This is a genomic window from Thiobaca trueperi, from assembly GCF_004342175.1.
Classification (GTDB): Bacteria; Pseudomonadota; Gammaproteobacteria; order Chromatiales; family Chromatiaceae; genus Thiobaca; species Thiobaca trueperi.
In genome coordinates this window covers 276,208-296,330 of sequence record NZ_SMAO01000005.1, presented here as the reverse complement: position 1 = coordinate 296,330, position 20,123 = coordinate 276,208, and the positions used below count along the sequence as shown (strand labels likewise).

At 59.3% G+C, this 20,123-nt stretch carries 19 protein-coding genes; 8 read left to right on the top strand and 11 right to left on the bottom strand.

Translation table 11 applies throughout. The annotated features are described in order from the left end of the window. Positions 1 to 17 precede the first annotated feature (17 nt). The 8 genes from EDC35_RS11840 to EDC35_RS11805 all read left to right on the top strand — a co-directional run bounded on the left by EDC35_RS11840 (position 18) and on the right by EDC35_RS11805 (position 7,234). The gene (locus EDC35_RS11840) at positions 18 to 659 is read left to right on the top strand and encodes an MBL fold metallo-hydrolase (RefSeq protein WP_132977454.1); all 642 of its coding nucleotides are present in this window, start codon (positions 18 to 20) and stop codon (positions 657 to 659) included. 25 nt (positions 660 to 684) lie between these two features. Continuing rightward, positions 685 to 3,576 carry a DUF349 domain-containing protein gene (locus EDC35_RS11835; RefSeq protein WP_132977453.1) on the top strand — a complete coding sequence of 964 codons (2,892 nt, stop codon included), beginning with the start codon at positions 685 to 687 and terminating at the stop codon, positions 3,574 to 3,576. Positions 3,577 to 3,669: 93 nt separating this feature from the next. Beyond that, on the top strand, positions 3,670 to 4,092 hold the full coding sequence (gene arfB, locus EDC35_RS11830; RefSeq protein ID WP_132977452.1) for an alternative ribosome rescue aminoacyl-tRNA hydrolase ArfB: 423 nt from the start codon (positions 3,670 to 3,672) through the stop codon (positions 4,090 to 4,092). 522 nt (positions 4,093 to 4,614) lie between these two features. Further along, a complete protein-coding gene (locus EDC35_RS11825) occupies positions 4,615 to 5,601 on the top strand; it encodes a pentapeptide repeat-containing protein (RefSeq protein WP_132977451.1) in 987 nt (328 codons plus the stop codon). 2 nt (positions 5,602 to 5,603) lie between these two features. Continuing rightward, positions 5,604 to 6,224: a nucleotidyltransferase domain-containing protein gene (locus tag EDC35_RS11820; protein WP_165903417.1), complete on the top strand. Its 621-nt coding sequence runs from the start codon at positions 5,604 to 5,606 to the stop codon at positions 6,222 to 6,224. Continuing rightward, positions 6,221 to 6,616, top strand: a complete 396-nt coding sequence (locus EDC35_RS11815) for a hypothetical protein (RefSeq protein ID WP_207896196.1) — start codon at positions 6,221 to 6,223, stop codon at positions 6,614 to 6,616. The genes EDC35_RS11820 and EDC35_RS11815 overlap by 4 nt, the downstream gene beginning before the upstream one ends. A 218-nt stretch (positions 6,617 to 6,834) precedes the next feature. Beyond that, positions 6,835 to 7,017, top strand: coding sequence for a DUF4160 domain-containing protein (locus EDC35_RS11810; protein ID WP_243651629.1), 183 nt, complete (start codon positions 6,835 to 6,837; stop codon positions 7,015 to 7,017). Next, complete coding sequence (locus EDC35_RS11805; RefSeq protein WP_132977449.1) at positions 6,968 to 7,234, top strand: DUF2442 domain-containing protein; 267 nt, start codon at positions 6,968 to 6,970, stop codon at positions 7,232 to 7,234. The genes EDC35_RS11810 and EDC35_RS11805 overlap by 50 nt, the downstream gene beginning before the upstream one ends. 276 nt (positions 7,235 to 7,510) lie before the next feature. On the opposite strand, the gene EDC35_RS11800 is transcribed toward EDC35_RS11805, so the two are convergent. The 11 genes from EDC35_RS11800 to hflK form a co-directional block, all read right to left on the bottom strand. Then, positions 7,511 to 8,029 (bottom strand): PIN domain-containing protein, encoded by a 519-nt coding sequence (locus EDC35_RS11800; RefSeq protein WP_132977448.1) that lies wholly within the window; start codon positions 8,027 to 8,029, stop codon positions 7,511 to 7,513. Further along, positions 8,005 to 8,358, bottom strand: a complete 354-nt coding sequence (locus tag EDC35_RS11795; protein WP_132977447.1) for a UPF0175 family protein — start codon at positions 8,356 to 8,358, stop codon at positions 8,005 to 8,007. The genes EDC35_RS11800 and EDC35_RS11795 overlap by 25 nt, the downstream gene beginning before the upstream one ends. 115 nt (positions 8,359 to 8,473) lie before the next feature. Further along, positions 8,474 to 9,916, bottom strand: a complete 1,443-nt coding sequence (locus EDC35_RS11790; protein WP_132977446.1) for a GTPase/DUF3482 domain-containing protein — start codon at positions 9,914 to 9,916, stop codon at positions 8,474 to 8,476. After that, complete coding sequence (locus EDC35_RS11785; protein ID WP_132977445.1) at positions 9,916 to 12,192, bottom strand: DUF2868 domain-containing protein; 2,277 nt, start codon at positions 12,190 to 12,192, stop codon at positions 9,916 to 9,918. Before EDC35_RS11785 ends, EDC35_RS11790 begins: the two co-directional genes overlap by 1 nt. 22 nt (positions 12,193 to 12,214) lie before the next feature. Beyond that, on the bottom strand, positions 12,215 to 13,879 hold the full coding sequence (locus EDC35_RS11780) for a methyl-accepting chemotaxis protein (RefSeq protein WP_132977444.1): 1,665 nt from the start codon (positions 13,877 to 13,879) through the stop codon (positions 12,215 to 12,217). 64 nt (positions 13,880 to 13,943) lie between these two features. Continuing rightward, positions 13,944 to 14,516, bottom strand: coding sequence for a cache domain-containing protein (locus tag EDC35_RS11775; RefSeq protein ID WP_132977443.1), 573 nt, complete (start codon positions 14,514 to 14,516; stop codon positions 13,944 to 13,946). A gap of 88 nt (positions 14,517 to 14,604) precedes the next feature. Continuing rightward, complete coding sequence (locus EDC35_RS11770) at positions 14,605 to 15,900, bottom strand: adenylosuccinate synthase (protein WP_132977442.1); 1,296 nt, start codon at positions 15,898 to 15,900, stop codon at positions 14,605 to 14,607. A 3-nt stretch (positions 15,901 to 15,903) separates the two neighbouring features. Beyond that, a complete protein-coding gene (locus EDC35_RS11765) occupies positions 15,904 to 17,115 on the bottom strand; it encodes an ATP phosphoribosyltransferase regulatory subunit (RefSeq protein WP_132977441.1) in 1,212 nt (403 codons plus the stop codon). A gap of 24 nt (positions 17,116 to 17,139) precedes the next feature. Next, the gene (locus EDC35_RS11760) at positions 17,140 to 17,322 is read right to left on the bottom strand and encodes a DUF2065 family protein (protein ID WP_132977440.1); all 183 of its coding nucleotides are present in this window, start codon (positions 17,320 to 17,322) and stop codon (positions 17,140 to 17,142) included. Between the two features lie 519 nt (positions 17,323 to 17,841). Next, on the bottom strand, positions 17,842 to 18,753 hold the full coding sequence (gene hflC / locus EDC35_RS11755) for a protease modulator HflC (protein WP_132977439.1): 912 nt from the start codon (positions 18,751 to 18,753) through the stop codon (positions 17,842 to 17,844). Next, positions 18,753 to 19,934: an FtsH protease activity modulator HflK gene (gene hflK, locus EDC35_RS11750; protein ID WP_132977438.1), complete on the bottom strand. Its 1,182-nt coding sequence runs from the start codon at positions 19,932 to 19,934 to the stop codon at positions 18,753 to 18,755. The genes hflC and hflK overlap by 1 nt, the downstream gene beginning before the upstream one ends. Between the last annotated feature and the right edge of the window lie 189 nt (positions 19,935 to 20,123).

The following is a 20,123-nucleotide window of genomic DNA, read 5'->3' as shown; positions in this document are numbered from 1 at the left end:
AGGGATCAACCATCGCCGTGGATTTCAGCATCCTTCCAGTCACCTCGTTCCAGCAGAACTGCACGCTCTTCTGGTGCCAGCGCACCCGGCGTGCCGCCATCATCGATCCAGGCGGCGAACCGGAGCGCATCCTTGCGCTCGTCGCCAGACTGGAACTGGTTCCTGAGAGCATCCTCCTGACCCACGGCCATCTGGATCATGTGGGCGCAAGCACGGATCTGGTGGAACGGCTGGGAGTGCCCATCATCGGCCCGCACCGCAACGATGACTTTCTGCTTAAGGGGCTGCCCGAACAATGCGAGATGTTCGGCTTTCCGCCGATCCGCCCCTTCGAGCCGACACGCTGGCTCGATCAGGGCGATGTCGTCACCATTGGCGAGCAACAGCTTGAGGTGATCCATTGCCCTGGTCACACGCCGGGGCATGTGGTGTTCTTCCATGCCGGCGAGCGTCTGGCCCAGGTGGGCGACGTGCTCTTTCAGGGCTCCATCGGACGCACCGACTTTCCGCGCGGCAATCATCGGCATCTGATCGACTCGATCCAGCAGAAACTCTTCCCGCTGGGTGACGATGTGCGTTTCATCCCCGGACATGGCCCCATGTCCACCTTTGGTCAGGAACGGCGCAGCAATCCATTCGTCGGTACAATGGCTTACTGATTCAGCAATCATCGGCGGAGCTGGGATGTTATTCGGGCGCTTCCTCAAAAAACGACAACAGGCCGCAGTCGAGGCCAAACAGGCCATCGCCTCCCAAACCCAGGAAGCCCTGGCGGAACAGGCGCGTCATCATGCGGATGCGGCGAAACGAGACGAGGCGACCCGGCAACTCCAGAATCTGCCCCTGCTCCGCCAGATTCGCACCGACGACCCTGATTCCGGCGTCCGCGAGACGGCGACGACACGTTATCGTGATCTACTGTGCGACAGCGCCTGCGACATCCCGCTGGCGGTGCAGCTCGACGAACTCTCCCGCATTGATGACCTCCCGCTCCTGGAAACGCTCGCCATTCAGGCACATGCCGCCGAGATCCGGCGTGCGCTGATCGAACGCATCGCCTCGCCCGCCGTGCTGGCTCAGTGCGCGGTGCGGGATTCGCTGGCCTCCAATCGCGGGCTCGCGGTCGAACGGTTGCAGGACCGGGCGGCGCTGGAGCAGGTGTTACGCCAGATCGGCAAAAAGGACAAAAACGTCTATCGCGCCGCGCGCGAGAAACTGCGCCTGATCGCCGAGCAGGACGAACTGCCGCGCCGGATCGGCGCTCAGTGCGAGGAACTCTGCGCCAGGGTCGAGCATCTGGGACGCCTCGGCAACTGGGGCCAGGATCGGGCGCTGCTGGAACATCTGGATCGCCAGTGGGCCGCCATCCAGGAGCATGCCGAAGCCGACTGGCAGGCGCGTTATCAGGCCGGACGCGAGCGTTTCCTGACGGCCCATGACGATTTCTGCCGCGAGCAGGCGGCGCAGATTGCCGCCCAGGCAACGCAGGCCACATCGCTTGCCGAACGTCAGGCGCTGCTCGACGAACTGGCGACCGCCACCGATCTCACCGACGAGTCCGGGATCGCCGCCCTGTGCGAGCGTCTGGCCGCTCGCTGGAAGAGTCTCCCCGCACTGCCGGAGGCGCGGCAACGCCCGCTCGATGCACGCTATGACGCGCTCATGCGGGCGGCGGATGCCGTTCGGCAGTCCTTTGCCGAGCGCGGCCAGAACGCGGCGCGGCTGGAGAAGCTCACCGCCCGGGCCGCACGACTGCTCGATGAGTCCAGACCGCTGGATCATCAGGATGCTCAGTCACTGCTCGAACGGGGTCGCGCGCTCGCCAACGGCCTGAGCGATCCTGACGCCGCACAACCCTTTCTCACGCTGGCCGAACGGCTTGAATCCCGGCTCGCGACCCAGCGCCGACATGCCGAGCAGCGGCTGGCTCTGCTTCCCGAACGGCTCGCCGAACTGGAGACGCATCTGGCGGCGGGCGAACTCAAAAAGGCCGATCCGCTTTACCAAAGCCTCCAGGCCGGGCTGGACATGATCAAGGCCAGCGGACTCCAGCAGGGCGCCGAGTCCGACATCGCCCGCCGACTGCGTGCACTCGCCCCCCAACTGCGCGAACTCCAGCACTGGCGTCGCTGGGGTGCGGATCAGCATCGCGAGGGACTCTGCGACGACATGGAAGAACTGATCACCAGGGAACTGCCGCTGGAGGCGCTGGCTGAACGACTCCACGCGCTCCAGATGGACTGGAAAGGACTCGATAAAACCGGCTCGCCCGCGAATCAGGCGCTCTGGGAGCGTTTTCATGCCGCCTCGGATGCGGTCTATGCACGCTGCCGTCCGTTCATGCAGGCACAGGCGGTGGAACGCGAGTCGAACCGGCTCGCGCGCGAGCAGATCTGTCAGCAGATCGAGGATTTTTTAAGCAAGATCGACTGGGAGCGGGTGGACTGGAAAAAGATCCTGCGCGCCGAACGCGAGACCCGTCAGCTCTGGTCCGGCATTGGACCGACCGAGGGACGCCACCGTAAAGCACTGGAGCGTCGTTTCCATCAGTCGCTCAGACAGCTCGACCAGCGCCTGGACGCCGAGCGCAAACGCAATCAGGCCCATAAACACCGCTTGATCGAACAGGTGCAGGCGCTGGCCGAGGCGCCCGATCTGGACGCCGCCATCGAGCAGACCAAGACGCTGCAACGGGAGTGGCGAACCACGGTCCCGGCGCGTCAGAAAGACGAAAACCGGCTCTGGCAGAGTTTTCGCGCCGCCTGCGATGCGGTCTTCGAACGCCGCGCCGTGCTGCATCAGGCGCATGCCAACGAACTCAAGTCAAACCTCGCCACCCGCGAGACCATCTGCGCCGAGGCGCGGGCCTTTGCCGCAAGCGAGACCGATCCCAAACGGCTCGCCGCCGCGCTGCATGAATTCGAAGAACGCTGGCGCGCCGCGCAGTCACTGCCCGTACCGCGTCAGGTCGCGGGCCAGCTCACGCGCCAGTGGCAGGCGTGCCGCGATGACCTGGAGCAACGCCAGCGGCAGAGCGAGGATCGGCAGCGACAGACCGCGCTGGAGCGGCTCCAGCGTCAGGCGGAGCTTTGCGAACGCTTTGAACTGAGCCTGCTTGGCAAAACGACCGACCTGATCGATGCCGAAACCGCCAGCCAGCTCTGGCGGGCCGCTCAGACACAAGGGGAGAGCGATCTGCAGCAGGCGCTTGCAGCACGCTTCGAGCTGGCGCTGAAAGCGGCGCAGGATCCCGAACAACTGGCCGAACTGCGATACCGTTACGCCGCCAATGGCGAACGGCGCAGCCAGATCTGTCTCCAGCTTGAGATCATCACCGGACTCTCATCGCCCGCCAACCTGGCGCAACAGCGTCTGGAATTCCAGGTCGCGCGGCTCGCCGAACGCATGGTCGAAGGCGAGGATGACCCGCTCCAGGGGACGACCCAACTGCTGCATGACTGGTATCTGTGCGGCCCGGCACCGCAGGACGCGAGCCTGCTTGCACGCTTCGAGCGGGTGCGGCAGGCGCTGACCGCACGCACGGGCGAGCAGGCTGCTCAGATGAGACAGGATTAACAGGATTTCGCAGGATTGACAGGATGTTTAATATCCTGTCAATCCTGTGAATCTTCAACAATCCTGTTCATTCTGTCCATTTTCTATCCGGCCATGCTTCAGATCACCTCCCGCATCCAGATCGACGAATCCGAACTGCGGGAGCAGTTCATCCGCTCACCCGGTCCTGGCGGACAGAACGTCAACAAGGTCGAGACAGCGGTGCAGTTATGGTTCGATGTCGCCGGCTCGCCGTCGCTGCCGGAGGATGTGCGCCAGCGACTGCTGCGTCTCGGCGGTCGGCGGGTCGATACGGCAGGGGTGCTGATGATCGAGGCCCATCGTTTTCGCACCCGCGAGCGCAACCGCGCGGATGCGCGCGAGCGACTGGCAGAGCTGATCCGACAGGCCGCGCACCGCCCCAAACCGCGCATCGCCACCCGCCCCACCAAAGCCTCTCAGGAACGACGCCTGGATGCCAAACGCCGCACGGCCACCAACAAACGACTGCGCGCTCGCCGGCCTGGTGAGGATTAGGGATTTTCGGGAAACCATCCCCCTCAGAGGAGAAGAGCGGGGACGGGCTCACGCAGTCACATGCCGAATGACCGCTTTAGGGGGCTCATGCTTGCCATGATTCATGCCTTGCAACCAACCGCCGGATGCGCCAGAAAGCTTCACCCTCTGGCGCGCTTACTTTTTATCGGATGTCACTTGCTATGAAACAAAATAAATCGCTTGATTCAATCGACAGGCGCCTGTTTAGTTCGCAAGGCATCGTGCTTCAGCCTCAGCCGGTCACGCACCCGGTCCAGTAAACGAGGCTTTTACTCGGAAACCGAAACGCCATCTGAAATGGGGGTCAAATTAGATAGCCGAGCGGATGTCATTGATAAAATAAGGCTAAAATAAAAATTGACAGTACTTGCCTTGAATAGTAAAAAATTTTATACCTCGCATTTGATGTGTAATCAAGCTGGATTCGGCGTCAGTTTTGAGGTCGAATTGTAGTTGGGCCAAAGATGAAAACCAGAACCAATATCTCAAGGTTTGAATTGAATGGATAGCCAAAAGGGTCTTGATCATAATCCCGGCCAGCGACTCTCAGACTGTGCGTCGTCAGGGCTTCCAGCCCGGACGGTGTCAGGCCAGGATGGCCTGACTACGCACTCGGTGGGTGAAAGTGGTCGGAACGAGGATCAAGGCCGCCAAAATGAATCTAGCGAAGTAATCAAAAAAGGTAACCGAAAGGTTGTTACAGACTTCTACGTTCCAAAGGATGTTTCTGACGAGCAAGATTTTTTTAAATACATGGTGCTCGAAAGATTAAACGCTATAAAAATAAAATTTAAGAACGTTTCATTTGAGCATTGTGTATTTGACGGATGCTATTTTAATAACTGCGTGTTTGATACCTGTGATTTTACCGGGTGTAAATTCATTGGCTCAAATTTTCACCAAACAGCCTTCAGAGGCTGTGATTTTAAGTTCTCAGTCTTCGAGCGCAGTCAGCTAGATGACGATATATTGATAAGCGAAGCCCCTAGGGAAGAAAATCTTAGGATGCGCTTCTCCCGATCCTTGCGAATGAATTATCAGCAAGTGGGAGACGCAAAGGCCGTTAATAAAGCAATAATGGTGGAGCTTGATGCGACATCCGTATATCTATACAAATCATGGAGATCAGGCGAAACTTATTACAAAGAAAAGTATCCAGGATTTTTCAACGGAATAGTACAGTTCTTAAAATGGATTGAATTTTGGGTGCTTAACTTTGTATGGGGAAATGGCGAAAGCATCCTGAAATTCGTAAGGACCATTTTTATTGTCCTTGTTTCCATTTCGGTATATGACACCAATACCAACGGAAACCCTTTGAATATCGGTTTTTACTGGTCAAGTTTTGCGCAGTCACCAGCGATATTCTTGGGCATATTGTCTCCTGATAACTTCACTACTGGAATCATCTCACTTATCACAGGAATAAGGTTTGTTTCATTTGCTCTCTTAACGACACTCCTTGTTAAAAGGTTTAGTCGCAGATGAACATGCACCTATATGCATTTGGCTCAATATGCAGAGGAGAAATTGATGCTAGCTCAGATATTGATTTGCTCGCATGTCTATCTGAACCAAATCAGTCAATTGACCCAAACAAATTCTCTATCTATACGTATGAGCGTATAAAGAAACTTTGGGAAGAAGGAAACCCATTTTCATGGCATTTGCACTTGGAATCCAGTCTGATTTATTCATCTGATGGAGCAAACTTCCTGAGGGACTTACAAGCGCCATCGAAATACTCAAATGCTGCGAACGATTGCAAAAAATTTCAAAAGCTATTTACAGAATCGTACAGCTCCTTGATGGAATCTAGTAACAGCATGGTATTTAATCTTTCTTGCATGTTTCTTGCGACTAGAAACTTTGCCACTTGTTTTTCTCTTGGCACAGGAGACCCAATATTCTCTCGGCTATCGCCATTACTTATTGCAAAAAAGCTTCCTATAGAGAGGGGGGCCTTTGATATTTTGGTGCGTGCCCGTATTTTGTCTACTAGAGGTTATGGTGATCCTATATCAGAGCCAGAAGTAAAGACGGCCAAGTCAGTTGCTCCAGTAATTATAGAGTGGATGAGTGATTGCTTGTCTAAAGAAGGTGCACCATGAGTGAGTTCAATAATCGTATTGCGGCACAAAGAGATATTTTGTTGCTTATAAATTCCGAAAACTGGAACGAAGAGCTTTACGGCCTATCGAGCGGCGCTATAAATCGCTGGGTAAATATAAATCGAATCAACAAAAGGAGTGCATTAATTCAGCTGATTCAAGATGCAGCTAGTAAGCTCTTTTTCTTGTCAAATAAAAGCCAAGAGCAAATTACTGACGAATATAGGGAGTTGTCTAAAGAAGTGCAGGGCTTAACTGAAAGAATTAGGCATGAGATCATGAATTCAAGACGCCCAACGAATAAGGTTAGATCGTCCGAGCGAAGCGAGCGACGATCTGAACCGGTTGTTGGACAAGCCCGTGATCGTGGAGGCAGGGGGATAGAGCCGTAGGTTGAGGTGAACGAGAGTGAACCCCAACATTTACAGCAGAAACTGCCTATAAAAAAGCGGTTCAAGAGCGATCCCGACGACGGCGCAGCGCTCATTCTGCAAGACAATGTCAGCGGACCCGCTTAACCGATTCGTTATGTGCAGCAGGTGAAATAAGCCCAACAGTATTCAAGGAAAGTGGGTATCGATTTTTCTTCTTCTCAAGGGAAGAGGAAAGGATGCATGTCCATGTGGCATCTGGTGAGGGAGAAGCGAAATCCTGGCTTGAGCCTGAAATTGAACTTGCCAGAAATCACAAGTATTCCAGAACACAATTAAAGCAAATAGAGTCACTCGTCGAGGTTCATTACAATGAGCCTGTCAGCGCATGGCAACAGCATTTCAGCGGTGGAAGTCACTAACATTTCTACGCATGGGGTATGGCTGCTGGCCCATGAAAAAGAATTATTCATGTCGTATGATGATTTTCCGTGGTTTAAAGAAAAGACCATCAAGTCAATCATAAACGTAGAAGAGCAAGCGCCCGACCATTTCTATTGGCCCGACCTGGATGTCGATTTAACCAGGGAAATCATTGAACATCCAGAGCGATTTCCGCTTAAGTCAAGCAGCATGTAGATGCTTGATGCGCTTTTCGTGAACCAGTGGCTTTGAGATATCGACATGACTGCCGAGATCTCGCAGTCACATGCCAAACAACTCATTTAAACCGCGCCCAGCACGGCATGCGATCTTTGTGGATCAGATCGGCCTTGGCAGACTCAAGGATTATCGGCGCTGGCGCGGCTTAAGGCATTAAAAAATATAAATTTTAAACCTCGCCTCCACTGATGTCGTTGACTTCCCCAGAGCTAAACACAAATTGAAAATTACGCATATCGCACTGGACGCGGTTTAGTCAGAAGAACAGCTACCTTCGCCCACTGTGGTCAGCGCCCTGTCCAGCAGTTGCGCGCTCAGAAAATAGCCCGCCTTCTGGATCGACTGAAGCAATGGCCTGGCCTGTTTGATGTGCCCCCGCCGCTTGGCCTCCAGCACCACACCGACCAGGCCGACATAGTTCAAACCACGCCAATCAGCCTCACGCCGGGCGGCGGCGTCATCGAGAATCAGCAGGCTGCCCGGGCACTGCAACGCCAGATAGATGCTTGACGTCTCGCCCGCGCCCAAGTCCGGATTGGCGGGTTCCCACAGTCCGATGTCCACCGTCACGGCCTCAATCCAATCCGCCAGTGCCACCTTGATCTCTGTTTGCCCAGGGAAGGTGCCACCCGCCAAGAGCTCATCCTGAACAGCGTCTGTGATGCAAACCTTGCCGAACACCTGTTGCAGGATGCCCAATTGTCCCACCCGGGACAGGACGATCAGCGGCCCGGCATCGGCGATGATCAGGCGGACTGGCGGCACTGCCATGTCTCGATCGCGGAAAGGTCGTGATCCAACTCACGATCATCGACATTCACGATCGGAATCCCCATGCGCCCAAGCCGCTCGATCATGGCCGAAACCGATAGGCCCGCAATGCGGGCAGCATAACCAAGCGACACATTGCCCTGCCGGAACAGGGCAACTGCGAGCGCGAATTTCACGCCGGAAAGATCTGCGGCCCCCAAACGCGCAAGATCGACCAGCAGCGCCTGCGGCTGTTGCCGATTCATCACGACCACCAGATCGTCCGTCTGCGCATCCCGCAGAGCCGCCGACGGATTGTTCTTCAACTCCCTGATACTTAACGCTTTCATATGCTGCCTCGGGCTCAAGGCGCCCACCTGATGTTCCTACATTCAGTAGGCATTCTGGCGAACATCATCAGGGCATGCAAGCCTGACTGGCGGAAGTCGGAAAGAAACACGGTATCTAAAGATTGCTGCGGCTGTCGATCTCGCTCAGTGAAAGCCCGCGCAGGAGTCCCTTGACGATCTCGGCGCATTGCGGTTCGCGATCCGACTCCCTGCCGCGTCGGGCGGCATTGAAGAAATGCGCCAGCTCGCGCTTCTGCTGGGCGGACAGTTCCTCGCTGAAGCCCTGTTTGCGGACAACGGCCTTCTCCGGCACCTTGTCGGGGGCGTCTTCCTCGGCGGCCTGCCGACCATGTGACCAGTTCATGGCGCGTGCGCTGTAAAGCAGGATGCGGTCGAGCAGCACGAAGGGAAAACGGGGATTCGTCACCGGTCCCAGGATGAAACGATGGGTGCCGGGCGCACGCTCGATGTTCAGCTTCGCCAGCGCCTTGCCGCCGACCACGCCAAGCACCCCGCCGGTGGCCGCGCCGATCAAGGCGCCAGCCCCCAGCGAATGACCAACGGTGACCAGATCGATCGAGACGCCGGAGGCCGCCCCGGCGGCCATGCCGACCAGTGCGAGCTGACGTCTGGACAGACCCAGCGCCTGACCGACATCGTCCGACAGCAGATCCTGACCCAGGATGGAGTCGGACGCCACATTCCAGACGTGATGCCGGAAATGCGCCCGAATCTGCTCCTGAGCGGTGCGCTCCAGCCGTCGCAGACCATCCTCGAATTCGGCCACGACCTCGGCCTTGACCCGATCCCGCCCGCTCTGAAAGATGATGTGTTTGTCTTTGACCACCCTGGAAACCTGATAGGACAGGGCGTCCTTGAGCAGATCCAGAATCGTGGCGACGGCCTGATCGGTGCGCCGTTCCCAGTCGCGCGCAAAGGCGTCGATGGCGTCCTCGATCCGCTGCTCCCAACGCTGGTCGATGCTCTTCAGGGCATGCAGCAGCTTGATGCGCTCGGCGTAGGTAGCGCGGTGCGCGTTGAACGCGCGCACTGAGTTGAACGCCTTGCTCAGTGCATCCTGCCACTGCTCCATGTGGCGGGTCTGATTGGTCAGATTGTTGAGGATCGCCATGCGCGGGCGGGCAGTGAGACGCAGCAGCTCGATCTCGACCCGATCCTTTTCCTTGATCCGTTTGGAACCATCGACCACCAGGATGATGCCCGCCCCGTCCGCGACCGGCTCCAGCAGCGCGCAATCATGCGCAAACAGCGGATTGTCGCGATGACTGTCAACGAAGGCGCGGGCCAGATCCCGCTCGTTCTCATTCGCCTGAAACCATTCCAGGATGGCGTTCGGGTTCTGAAAACCGGGGGTGTCGATGAACTCGATGACCGTGCAGCCATCGATGACGACCGGGTAGGCATCCGATTCCGTCGTGGTGCCAGCGCGCTTGTCGATGGCGATGCAGTCGTTTTCGGTCAGGGTCGCGACCACCGAAGACTTGCCCGCGTTGGGGTGTCCCATGATGGCCAGACGTGGAATCTTGATTTCCGCCATCAGTCTTCTCCCTGTTCCTCGGGCGACGCCAGCATCTCCAGGCGCAGATAGGGATCGGCCATCTGATCGATCTTGCGCTGCCAGTCGGTGTAATCGAAGGCACGCAGCGGCGGCAGACGGTCGTCATCCTCGGGATCGCCCACCAGTGCGAGCAGAATCTGGGCCTGAGCGCCGGTCGTGGCGCGCAACTGGCGCAGAAAGACCAGATTCTCGGTGATCGGCGGCTGGGAGCCATCCTGGATCACGGCGATGCGTGGCGGCGGCGCCTGCCAGTCTCCCGCGTCGAGCAGGGCGAGCGCCTGTTCGGCCATGGCGCTGCCGGCGCCAAAGGTTGCATAGGCTGAGACGCGCCAGCCGGTGAGCTGCATCAGGAGTCGTTCGAGACGCGGGCGGTCCGCTTCTTCCAGCACATCGTCCACATCCACATGCACCAGCAGCAGACAGGCATCCGGGGCAAAACGAATCGCGTCTTCGCGATCCGTTAAGGATGCAGCAGGCTGGGGCTGCGGCTCGGGCTCCTGTGGCTCAGGCTCGGATTCGAGCAGGGGTTCAGACTCCGGCTGCGGCTCAGGTTCCGACTGCAACTCAGATTCGGGTTCGATCTGCGCCCCAGGTTCCGGCTGCGGCTCGGGTTCAGCCTGTGACTCAGGTTCAGGTTCAAACTGCGGTTCGGGTTCCGGCTGTGACTCAGGCGCGGATTCGGTCTCAGGCTCAGGCTCAGCCTGTGACTCAGGTTCAGGTTCAAACTGCGGTTCGGGCTCCGGCTGCGACTCAGGCGCGGATTCGATCTTCGGCCCTGGTTCCGGCTGGGGCTCGGGTTCCGAATCGATTTCTGCAAGCGCGGACGGTGAAACCAATGCCAGTGGCGGGGCATCGGGTGCAGGATCCGGTTGAGCGGAGAGGGAGTCGGGCTTGACGTCGGGCGGTGCCGACGGGAATGGCTCATCCGCAGGCCTGACCAGCGGCAGTGGATGGGGTGGCTCGCGCCAGGGACGCGCCGTGGTGACTGTGGCTGATCGTTCCTCGCGTGGCGCTTCGGCACCGGGCTGACGTGGCGCAAGCGGCGCCGGAATCGGCATCTCTGAGCCCGTCTGATGCGCCGCCACCCCGGTTTCCAGACGCGGCGTCAGCATACGGGCATAGAGCGCCTGGATCCGGGCATGGGTAAAGGGCAGCCGGAGCAGCGTCAGACGCTGCATCAGCACCGAGATCCCCAGCAGAATCAGCCGTGGCAGGAGGCCATAGGTGAAGACGGCCAGCACCAGAAACCAGCGCCAGGAGTGCAGGTGTTCCGGGTCCAGCCCCGCACCCGAGGTGGCGGAGGCCCATTGCGCCAGATTGACGCGGGATCCTTCGATCTGTTCGAGCGTCGGATAGCCGATACCCTCGCCGAACAGCCAACTCCAGGGCGAGGCGATGACCCGCACGATGTCATGGACGGTCTGCGCATGGGCGACCAGCGAAGAGCCCCAGCCGAAGGCCAGATCGGTAAAGAATTCCAGCATGACCGTGGTCAGAATGACCCCGACATTGAACGCGACCCCGAATACCTGGGCCGGGATCAGCAGGGGCAGATAGGAGACCGCGCCATAAACGGCATATTGCGATTTCAGCAGTCCCTGGGTCGCCAGCGCCCGCTCGCGCACCTCGTCCGTGACATGGTGCAGACGCTGCTGCTGCAACCAGCGGGCGGTGCGGGTAAAGGCTGGACGCAGGACGCGGCTCAACAGCCAGCCATCCTGTCCGGCCAGTCCGTCCCGCCGCATCCGGTGCATCAGCCAGGCCGAGACCGCCGCCAGCACCAGCAGGAATTGAACCACGACCAGCAGAAAGACATACCAGGGAACGCTGACCGGACGCTGCCCATCGTAACTCAGCAGGGCGGACGCCAGACCGACGCCCGCCAGGAAGCCCAGGACCGCCAGCAGCAGCGCGCCCCAGGACTGAACCGTCGCGAAGGCATTCCCCGGCAGCAGCGCCCGGATGTCCGGTTCTTCGCTGGCGCGCCGCGCCGTCAGCCAGTGAAACAGACTCGCGCGGCGATGCGGCAACGTATGGGGTTCATGCGGCCCGATCTGGCCCGCGATCTGGTCCAGATAGATGGATCGGTCACGATCAGCGAGCGTCTTGCGCGCGGCTGGATGCTCGCGCAGCGACTGCTCGTCGGCGTCAAGGTAATACTCGAAGTCGATGATGTCGGCGACCGTCCATTGGTCGTCTGTCGTCTGACCTGGTGAGGCAAGACTCGATGGGGGCGATTCGTTTCGGGGGGCCATAACCAGTTTTCCTTGTAGTCGGTCAGACCTTGAACTGCGCCAAACCGGCACGCAACGACTGAGCGAGCGACACCAGATCAGTCCGCGTCATTGCCGTCTGACGATTCGCTTCGACCGTCTGCTCGGCCAGACCCTGAATACGGATGGTGTTGCTGTTGATTTCCTCGGTGACAGCCGTCTGTTCTTCGGCTGCGTTGGCGATCTGCATATTCATGTCATTGATGATCGCTACTGCACGGGTGATCTCTTCCAGTGAGCCGCCAGCCTGGGTCGCTTTTTGCAGGGTTGAGTCAACCATGCTGCGCCCCGTTTGCATGACCTCGACCACATTCCGGGTGCTGGATTGCAGGGACGCGATCATCGATTCGATCTCACCCGTTGACTGCTGGGTGCGCGAGGCCAGATTGCGTACCTCGGCGGCGACCACGGCGAAACCACGACCCCGTTCGCCCGCCCGCGCCGCCTCAATGGCCGCGTTCAAGGCAAGCAGACTGGTCTGCTCGGCGACCCCCTTGATGACCTCCAGCACGGCGCCAATCCGCTTCGTTTCGGACTCCAGCACGGCCATGGCATCCGCCGCCCTGGATACCACCTCGGCAAGCTGTTCGATTGCGACCGACGCCTCAGCCACGACCCTGGCACCCGAGCGAACGCCGGTATCGGCGTTACGGGCGCTCTCTGCCGCCTGCGCGGTATTGCGTGCGACCTCGTTTACCGTTGCCGCCATCTCATGCATCGCCGTCGCCACCATCTGAATCTGGGTCAACTGCTCCAGCATGGTCTCATCGCTCTCGGTCGCCACCATCGCCAGGCGCTCAGAGGCGGCATTGACCTGTTCCGCCGAAACGGCGGCCTGTGAGACGAGTTTCTGCAACTTGGCGAGGAGACGATTGACCACCCTCGCCATCTGACCGACCTCGTCATTGGCATCTTCCTTCAACCGCGCGGTGAGATCCCCCTCGCCTTCGGCAATATCCTGCAGACGATTCAGGATGCTGCGCAGGGGACCGAGGATCAGCGGCGGCAATCCGAATATCACCAATGCCAGGATGCCAAGACCAACCGCAAGCAGGGTCAGGGTTTGCAGTCGGCTGGCAGCAACGCCCGCCTCGGCACGCTCGGCGGCTCGCTGAGACATGTCGATGACGATCTCTTCAAGCTCATCCAAGACCGCCCGCATCTGCTCGAAGGCATCGCTCGCCTCGCGCAGGGTAAGATTGATTGCAGTCGAGCGCCCGGCCCTGGTATCGGAGCTTCGCTCCTGCACGACCTGATTGCTCAACGCTTCCCATCGATGATGCAATTCACTGAATAAATCCAATTTATCCGCGATATCCGGCGCCATCCCCAGATGGCTGGCGGCAAGCATGGCGGCCGCCCGATCAATTCTGTCGTGTGCCTGTTTGACATTTTCGGCATGCTGCGCGGTCATCCCACCATAGGCTGGCGAACTGACATCCATGAAGATCAGGGTGCGTTCGGCCACCAGCGCCTGATACAGGTCGCGGTCAGCCTGCAATAGGTTTTCAACCACTGGCACATCGGTTCGAACCAGATCAGCAACCTCCATACCGAGCGCATCGACACGGTACAAAGTGCTCCAGGCAAACAGGATGAAGAGACAGGTAATCAGCCCCAACGGCAGGATCAACTTGTAACGAAAGGCAAGATTCTGAAACCATTTCATATACCTAACCCCATTGCCAGGATCTTCCGCACGAACCTTTCCATCTGCGCCAGGATGGCAGTTATTACTGCCCTCCCTGCCCGAGGCGGTCGAGATCGATGCCGATGGTCATGGCGCCGATCGCAACCCCTGCATCCATGACCGGCACCGAGACCTGCACCAGATAAACCTGCGCACTGCTGTCGAATTTAACCTCTCCGAGATGCACAGCCCCCTGCCCTTCCTTGAACGACTGGGTGAACTTATCTTCATCGCCCTGCCAATAGTCAGAGGTCTTATTGGTCATGGCGACGTTGGCGCCCTGGTTGTCCACCAGGAAGAGTTCGGTGAAATAGGGCTTGCTTTGCTCCAGCCGCTTGAGTTCCTGGGCGGCCTCATTACTCAAAAGACCTTCCATGAAGGGTGTGACTCCACTTTCGGCCATCCACTCAGCATCCATCCGCTTGATCTCATCCAGCGGTCGGGCGAGTGCATTCTGCTGGCGCACGGCCTCGACCAGAGTCGGATGAGTTCCCCATTCCTGTAGCATTGGAACGATCTGCTGGACGGCAGCCGGGACTTCTTCGGCAACCACCGGAACCGCAGCCCAGAACCCTGTTACAAGCACCGACCAGACAAACCATTTTTTGAGAGGCATCGGATAACTCCACAGTGGTGAAAATGGATGAGGAACCGAGTGCTTGCCCAGTGGCGATCACGTAAACATTGACGCCCGCGCCGATAAGTCACACATCGAACGGATGACGCCGGATCAGGGTTTCGACCCGGTCGGGGCCGGTCGAGATCAGGTCGATCGGCAGCCCGCTGAGACGTTCGATGGTCTCCAGATAGGCCTGCGCGTTGGCCGGCAGATCATCGAAGTCGGTGACGCCAAAGGTGGATTCGGACCAGCCGGGGCAGTCGAGATACTGCGGCTGACAGCGGGCAAAGGCCTCTGCACCGATCGGCGGGGCGCTCAGTTCCTGACCGTCCATGACATAACCGGTGCAGATGCGCACCGTCTCCAGCCCGTCGAGCACGTCAAGCTTGGTGATGCAGATGCCGGTGACGCTGTTGATAGCGAACGAGCGCTTGAGCGATACCATGTCGAGCCAGCCGCAGCGGCGCTTGCGTCCGGTGGTAGCGCCGAATTCGTTACCGCGCGCGCCGAGCCGCTCGCCGATGTCGTCGTGCAGTTCGGTCGGGAAGGGACCGGCGCCAACGCGCGTGGTGTAGGCCTTGACGATGCCCAGGACATAATCCAGATCGCGCGGCCCGACCCCGCTGCCGCTCGCCGCCCCGCCGGCGGTGGTGGTGGACGAGGTGACATAGGGATAGGTGCCGTGATCAATGTCGAGCAGCGAGCCCTGCGCGCCCTCGAAGAGGATGTCCTTGCCTTGCGCCCGCAGCTCGTGCAGGAGTCCGGGCACATCGACGACCAGCGGACGCAGACGTTCGGCATACGCCAGTGACTCGTCAAGCACGGCGGCATAATCGACCGGGGCGACCTTGAAATAGTGTTCGAGCGTGAAGTTGTGATAGTCGAGCACTTCGCGCAAACGTTCCTGGAAATGCGCGATGTCGAACAGTTCGCCGAGCCGGATCCCGCGCCGCGAGGTCTTGTCCTCATAAGCCGGGCCGATACCGCGCCCGGTGGTGCCGATCGCCTTCTCGCCGCGCGCCCGCTCGCGCGCCTGATCGAGCGCGATGTGATAAGGCAGGATCAGCGGACAGGCGGCGCTGATGCCCAGCCGTTCGCGCGCTGGCACGCCAGCCTGCTCCAGGGTGCCGATCTCATCGAACAGCGCCGTCGGCGACAGCACGACCCCGTTACCGATCAGGCAGCGCACGCCATCGCGCAGCACGCCGGACGGCACCAGATGCAGGACGGTCTTGACGCCGTCGATGACCAAGGTATGCCCGGCATTGTGACCGCCCTGAAAGCGCACCACAGCCGCCGCCCGGTCAGTCAGCAGATCGACGACCTTGCCCTTGCCCTCATCGCCCCACTGCGCACCAATTACAACGACGTTGTTGCCCATCACTTACGCTTCCCACTCATTATCGATGTTGCCGATTGTTTCTAATTCCCAGCGCCCGTCGCGCTCCACCAGCCTCTGCTGGCAGCCGAGCTGGCGTGGATCCTGTGTCAGTCCCGGCAGCGCATTGATCACGCAACGTCCGGATTCGCGCAACCGGTCAACGGCCTCGCGCAGGGCCGGCTCGGCGGACCAGGGCGCATAGACCGGAGCGGTCGCCTGATAGCGTTGTTCGAGCCCTTGACCGTGACTCAGCAGACTTTTGAGATCGGTACTGAAGCCGACTGCCGGACGCGCGCGCCCGAAGACCCGACCGATGTCGTCATAACGTCCGCCGCGCGCAATCTCCAGCCCCCAGCCGGGGACGAAGGCGGCAAAGACCACACCGGTCTTGTAGCGGTAGCCGCGCAGCTCGGCCAGATCATAGTGAATGGAGACCTCGGGCAGCCAGCGGCTGAGTTCGTCGGCGAGCCGGTGCAGATAGTCCAGCGCCTCGCGCACCGGACGGTCGGCGGCGCGCAGCACGACTTGAGCGCGCGTCAGGGCGTCGCTGCCGTTGAGTTCGGCCAGGGCGATGAGCATCTCCGCTGGCGCGCCGCTGACGCCGAAATCCGCGATCAGGGTCTCGATCTCCGGGACCGCCTTGCGCTGGAGCGCATCGAACAGGGCGTGTTCCTGCGCATCGTCCAGACCGGCCTGACGCGCTAAACCGCGAAAGATGCCGACATGGCCGAGATCCAGATAGCTTTCGCCAATGCCGGCGGTACGCAGGGTTAAAAGGATCAGACGCAGGATTTCGGCGTCGCTTTCGATCCCGGCGTGACCGTAGATCTCGGCGCCAATCTGAAGCGGGCTGCGGGTGCCGGCGAAACCGTCGGTGCGGGTATGCAGAACCGTGCCCAGATAACAGAGACGGGTCGGGGTGTCGCGGCGCAGATGATGGGCGTCGATGCGCGCCACCTGCGGCGTCATGTCGGCGCGGACGCCAAGCAGCCGACCGGTCAACTGGTCGGTCAGCTTGAAGGTCTGGAGATCGAGATCCTGACCGGTGCCGGTCAGAAGCGATTCCAGATAGTCGATGAAGGGCGGGATGACGAGTTCGTAACCCCAACCCGCGTAGAGATCCAGCAACTCGCGCCGCAGCGACTCCACGATCCGCGCCTGGGGCGGCAGGACTTCTTCGATACCGGCTGGCAGCAGCCACCGTTCCTCATTCATCAGCCATTCTCGGTTTCCAGGTTCTCAATTCACCAGATACAGCAGGCCAAGACCCAGCAACATGGTCAGCAGCCCCGCGATCCGCAGCGGACGGTCGCCTTCCTGTGCGATCAGCGCCAGTACGCGCCGAAAGCTCGCTGGATTCAGGAAGGGCCAAATGCCTTCGATGACCAGCATGAGCGCCAAAGCAACGAGGAGGTCACGCATAAACCGCGCCCGGTGCGTTATGTGAGTTTTGTGGTTTGGGTCGGCCTTGGCGGCATCGACGACTGTCGGAGCTGGCGCGGTTTAAAATATTAAAAAATATGAATTTTAGCCGCGTCCCTGCCAAGGGTTGCGGATGCGCCGAACGTCGAAATTCACTCAAAACTCAGCCTCTCGCGCTGGACGCGGTTTAGCAAGGATTCTGACAAATGGACGCACGCCTTCCAACAGAAAGCAAACCGTCAAAGGGTGTTTATCTTTTCAGACCAGCCGGCGTTTGTCCAACCACAAAAAATCCCCACGAGGGGGATTTTTCGGGAAGCCTAAACCGCGTCCAGCACGATATGCGTGATTTTCAATTTGTGTTTGGCTTTGGGGATGTCACTCACCTCAGCGGAGACGCGGTTTAAATTTCAATGATTGAATATTTTAAACCGCGCCAGTCCCGACAGTCGTCGTGCGGCCAAGACCGACCCAATCCCCAAACATCACATACCGCACCGGGCGCGGTTTAAACGCGGTTTAACGCGAGAATCGCTCCTTGAACGCGCCCCAGGGCTCGCCGGACGGCTCGCGGAAGAAACGGAAGAAATCCGAATCAGGCTGCAGAACCATCATGTCACCACCTTTGCTAAAGGTCGTCCGGTAGGCATTGAGACTGCGATAGAAGGCATAGAAAGCGGGATCCTGATTGAATGCCTCGGCATAGATGGCCGATGCCCTGGCATCACCTTCACCCCGGATCTGCTCGGATTCCCGATAGGCCTCCGCGATGGTGACCGTGCGCTGGCGATCCGCATCGGCGCGAATCCGCTCCGCCGCTTCCGAGCCCTTGGCGCGCAGATCCCGCGCCACACGCTCACGCTCGGCGCGCATGCGCTGATACACCGATTCGCTGACCTCGGGCGGCAGATCGATCTTCTTGACCCGGATATCGATGACCTCGACACCCAGATCACCGGCATTGGTGTTGACCTCGTTGGTCAGGATCTGCATCAGCGCCAGACGATCATCGGAGACCACTTCCTGAATGGTTCGCTTGCCGAATTCGTCACGCAGACTGGTGTTGATCCGCTCCGACAGCAGCCGGCTGGTGCGCGCGCTGTTGCCGCCGGTGGAACGGTAAAACTGCGCGGCATTGGCGATCCGCCATTTGGCGTAGGAATCGACGATCACGTCTTTCTTCTCGATCGTCAGAAACCGCTCAGGCTGCGAATCCAGGGTCTGAATGCGCCGGTCAAAGGTCTTGATCTGATTGATCAGCGGGATCTTGAAGTGGATACCGGGACGGTAATCGTCCGAGACGATCTCACCCAGTCGCAGCTTGATGGCGACCTCGTATTCCTGAACCACGAAGGTAAAGGCATAGAAGAACAGCACCAGCGAGGCCAGACCGACTGGCAGCAGGGTTTTAAGATTGTTGGGCTGAGCCATCAGCGCGTCCTCCGCTCGCGATCAACCATCCGCTGGGGAGCGGTCTCGATATTGGTCGGTGGCGGCGCCAGGGTGCTGACCGGCTCCGACAGCACCGGTTCGGCCGGCTGAGTCTGGCGCTGCTTGAGCAACTGATCCAGCGGCAGATACAGCAGGCTGTTGCCACCATCCTGCACGTCCAGCAAGACCTTGCTGTTTTGACTGAACACCTGCTCCATTGTCTCCAGATAAAGGCGCTGGCGCGTGACCTCAGGGGCTTTGCTGTATTGCTCCAGCACCGCCGTGAAGCGTGCCGTCTCACCTTCGGACTCAGCGATGGCACGATCGCGATAGGCCTTGGCGTCGGCGAGGATGCGCGCCGCCTGACCGCGTGCCTGTGGCAAGACCTCGTTGGCATAGGCTTCGGCCTGGTTTTCGAGCCGCTCTTTATCCTCGCGCGCCTTGATGGCGTCGTCGAAGGCGCTCTTGACCTGATCTGGCGGCTTGGCCGGTTGCATGTTGACCGATGTCACCACCAAACCGGTACGGTACTGATCCATGAGCTCCTGGATCCGCTCCTTGATGGTGACGGCCACCGCGCCGCGCCCTTCGGTCATGACATAGTCGAGCTTGCTCTGACCGATGGTGACACGCACGACCGTGACCGTCGCATCGTTGAGGGTGCGTTCAGGATCCTGATCCTGGAAGAGATAATCCGCCGCGTCCTGGATGCGTGACTGCACGGTCAGCTCAACCTCGACGATATTCTCGTCCTGGGTCAGCATGGCCGCGCGATGGCTGAAGGTGGAGATCTCATCGACATTGACCTTCACGACCGATTCGATCGGCGCCGGAATGTGCCAGTGCGGACCAGGACCGGTCGTGTCGACATAACGTCCGAAGCGCATCACAACGCCACGTTCGGCGGGTTCGACAATATAGATGCCGGTCGCCAGCCAGACGATGAGCAGGACACCGATGAGGATGCCGACGGCGCGTGCACTGAAACCCCCGCCCGTGCCGCCAAAGCGCCCTCCTCCGCCCGATGAACCGTCACCGCCCGGTTTCTGGCCGCCGAACAGTCCGCCAAGACGCTCCTGGAGCTTGCGCACGACTTCATCAAGATCCGGCGGACCCTGATCGTTGCCATTCTTGCCGCTCCAGGGGTCTTTTTGACCGCCACCTGGCTCGTTCCAGGCCATAGCTTCTCCGTCTTTATTCAGATTTTGAGTTGGGGGAAATCGTCCGGGATTGTCGCATCAGAGGTGACGCTGAAACCACTTCCGACAGGGCGCCAGATCAAATCCGCTGGCATCGGGCCATGCGTACAATCGGCTTGTCCGGCCAAAGATGCCGACACCGATTTGCGATATCAAGCTCGGACACGGCAA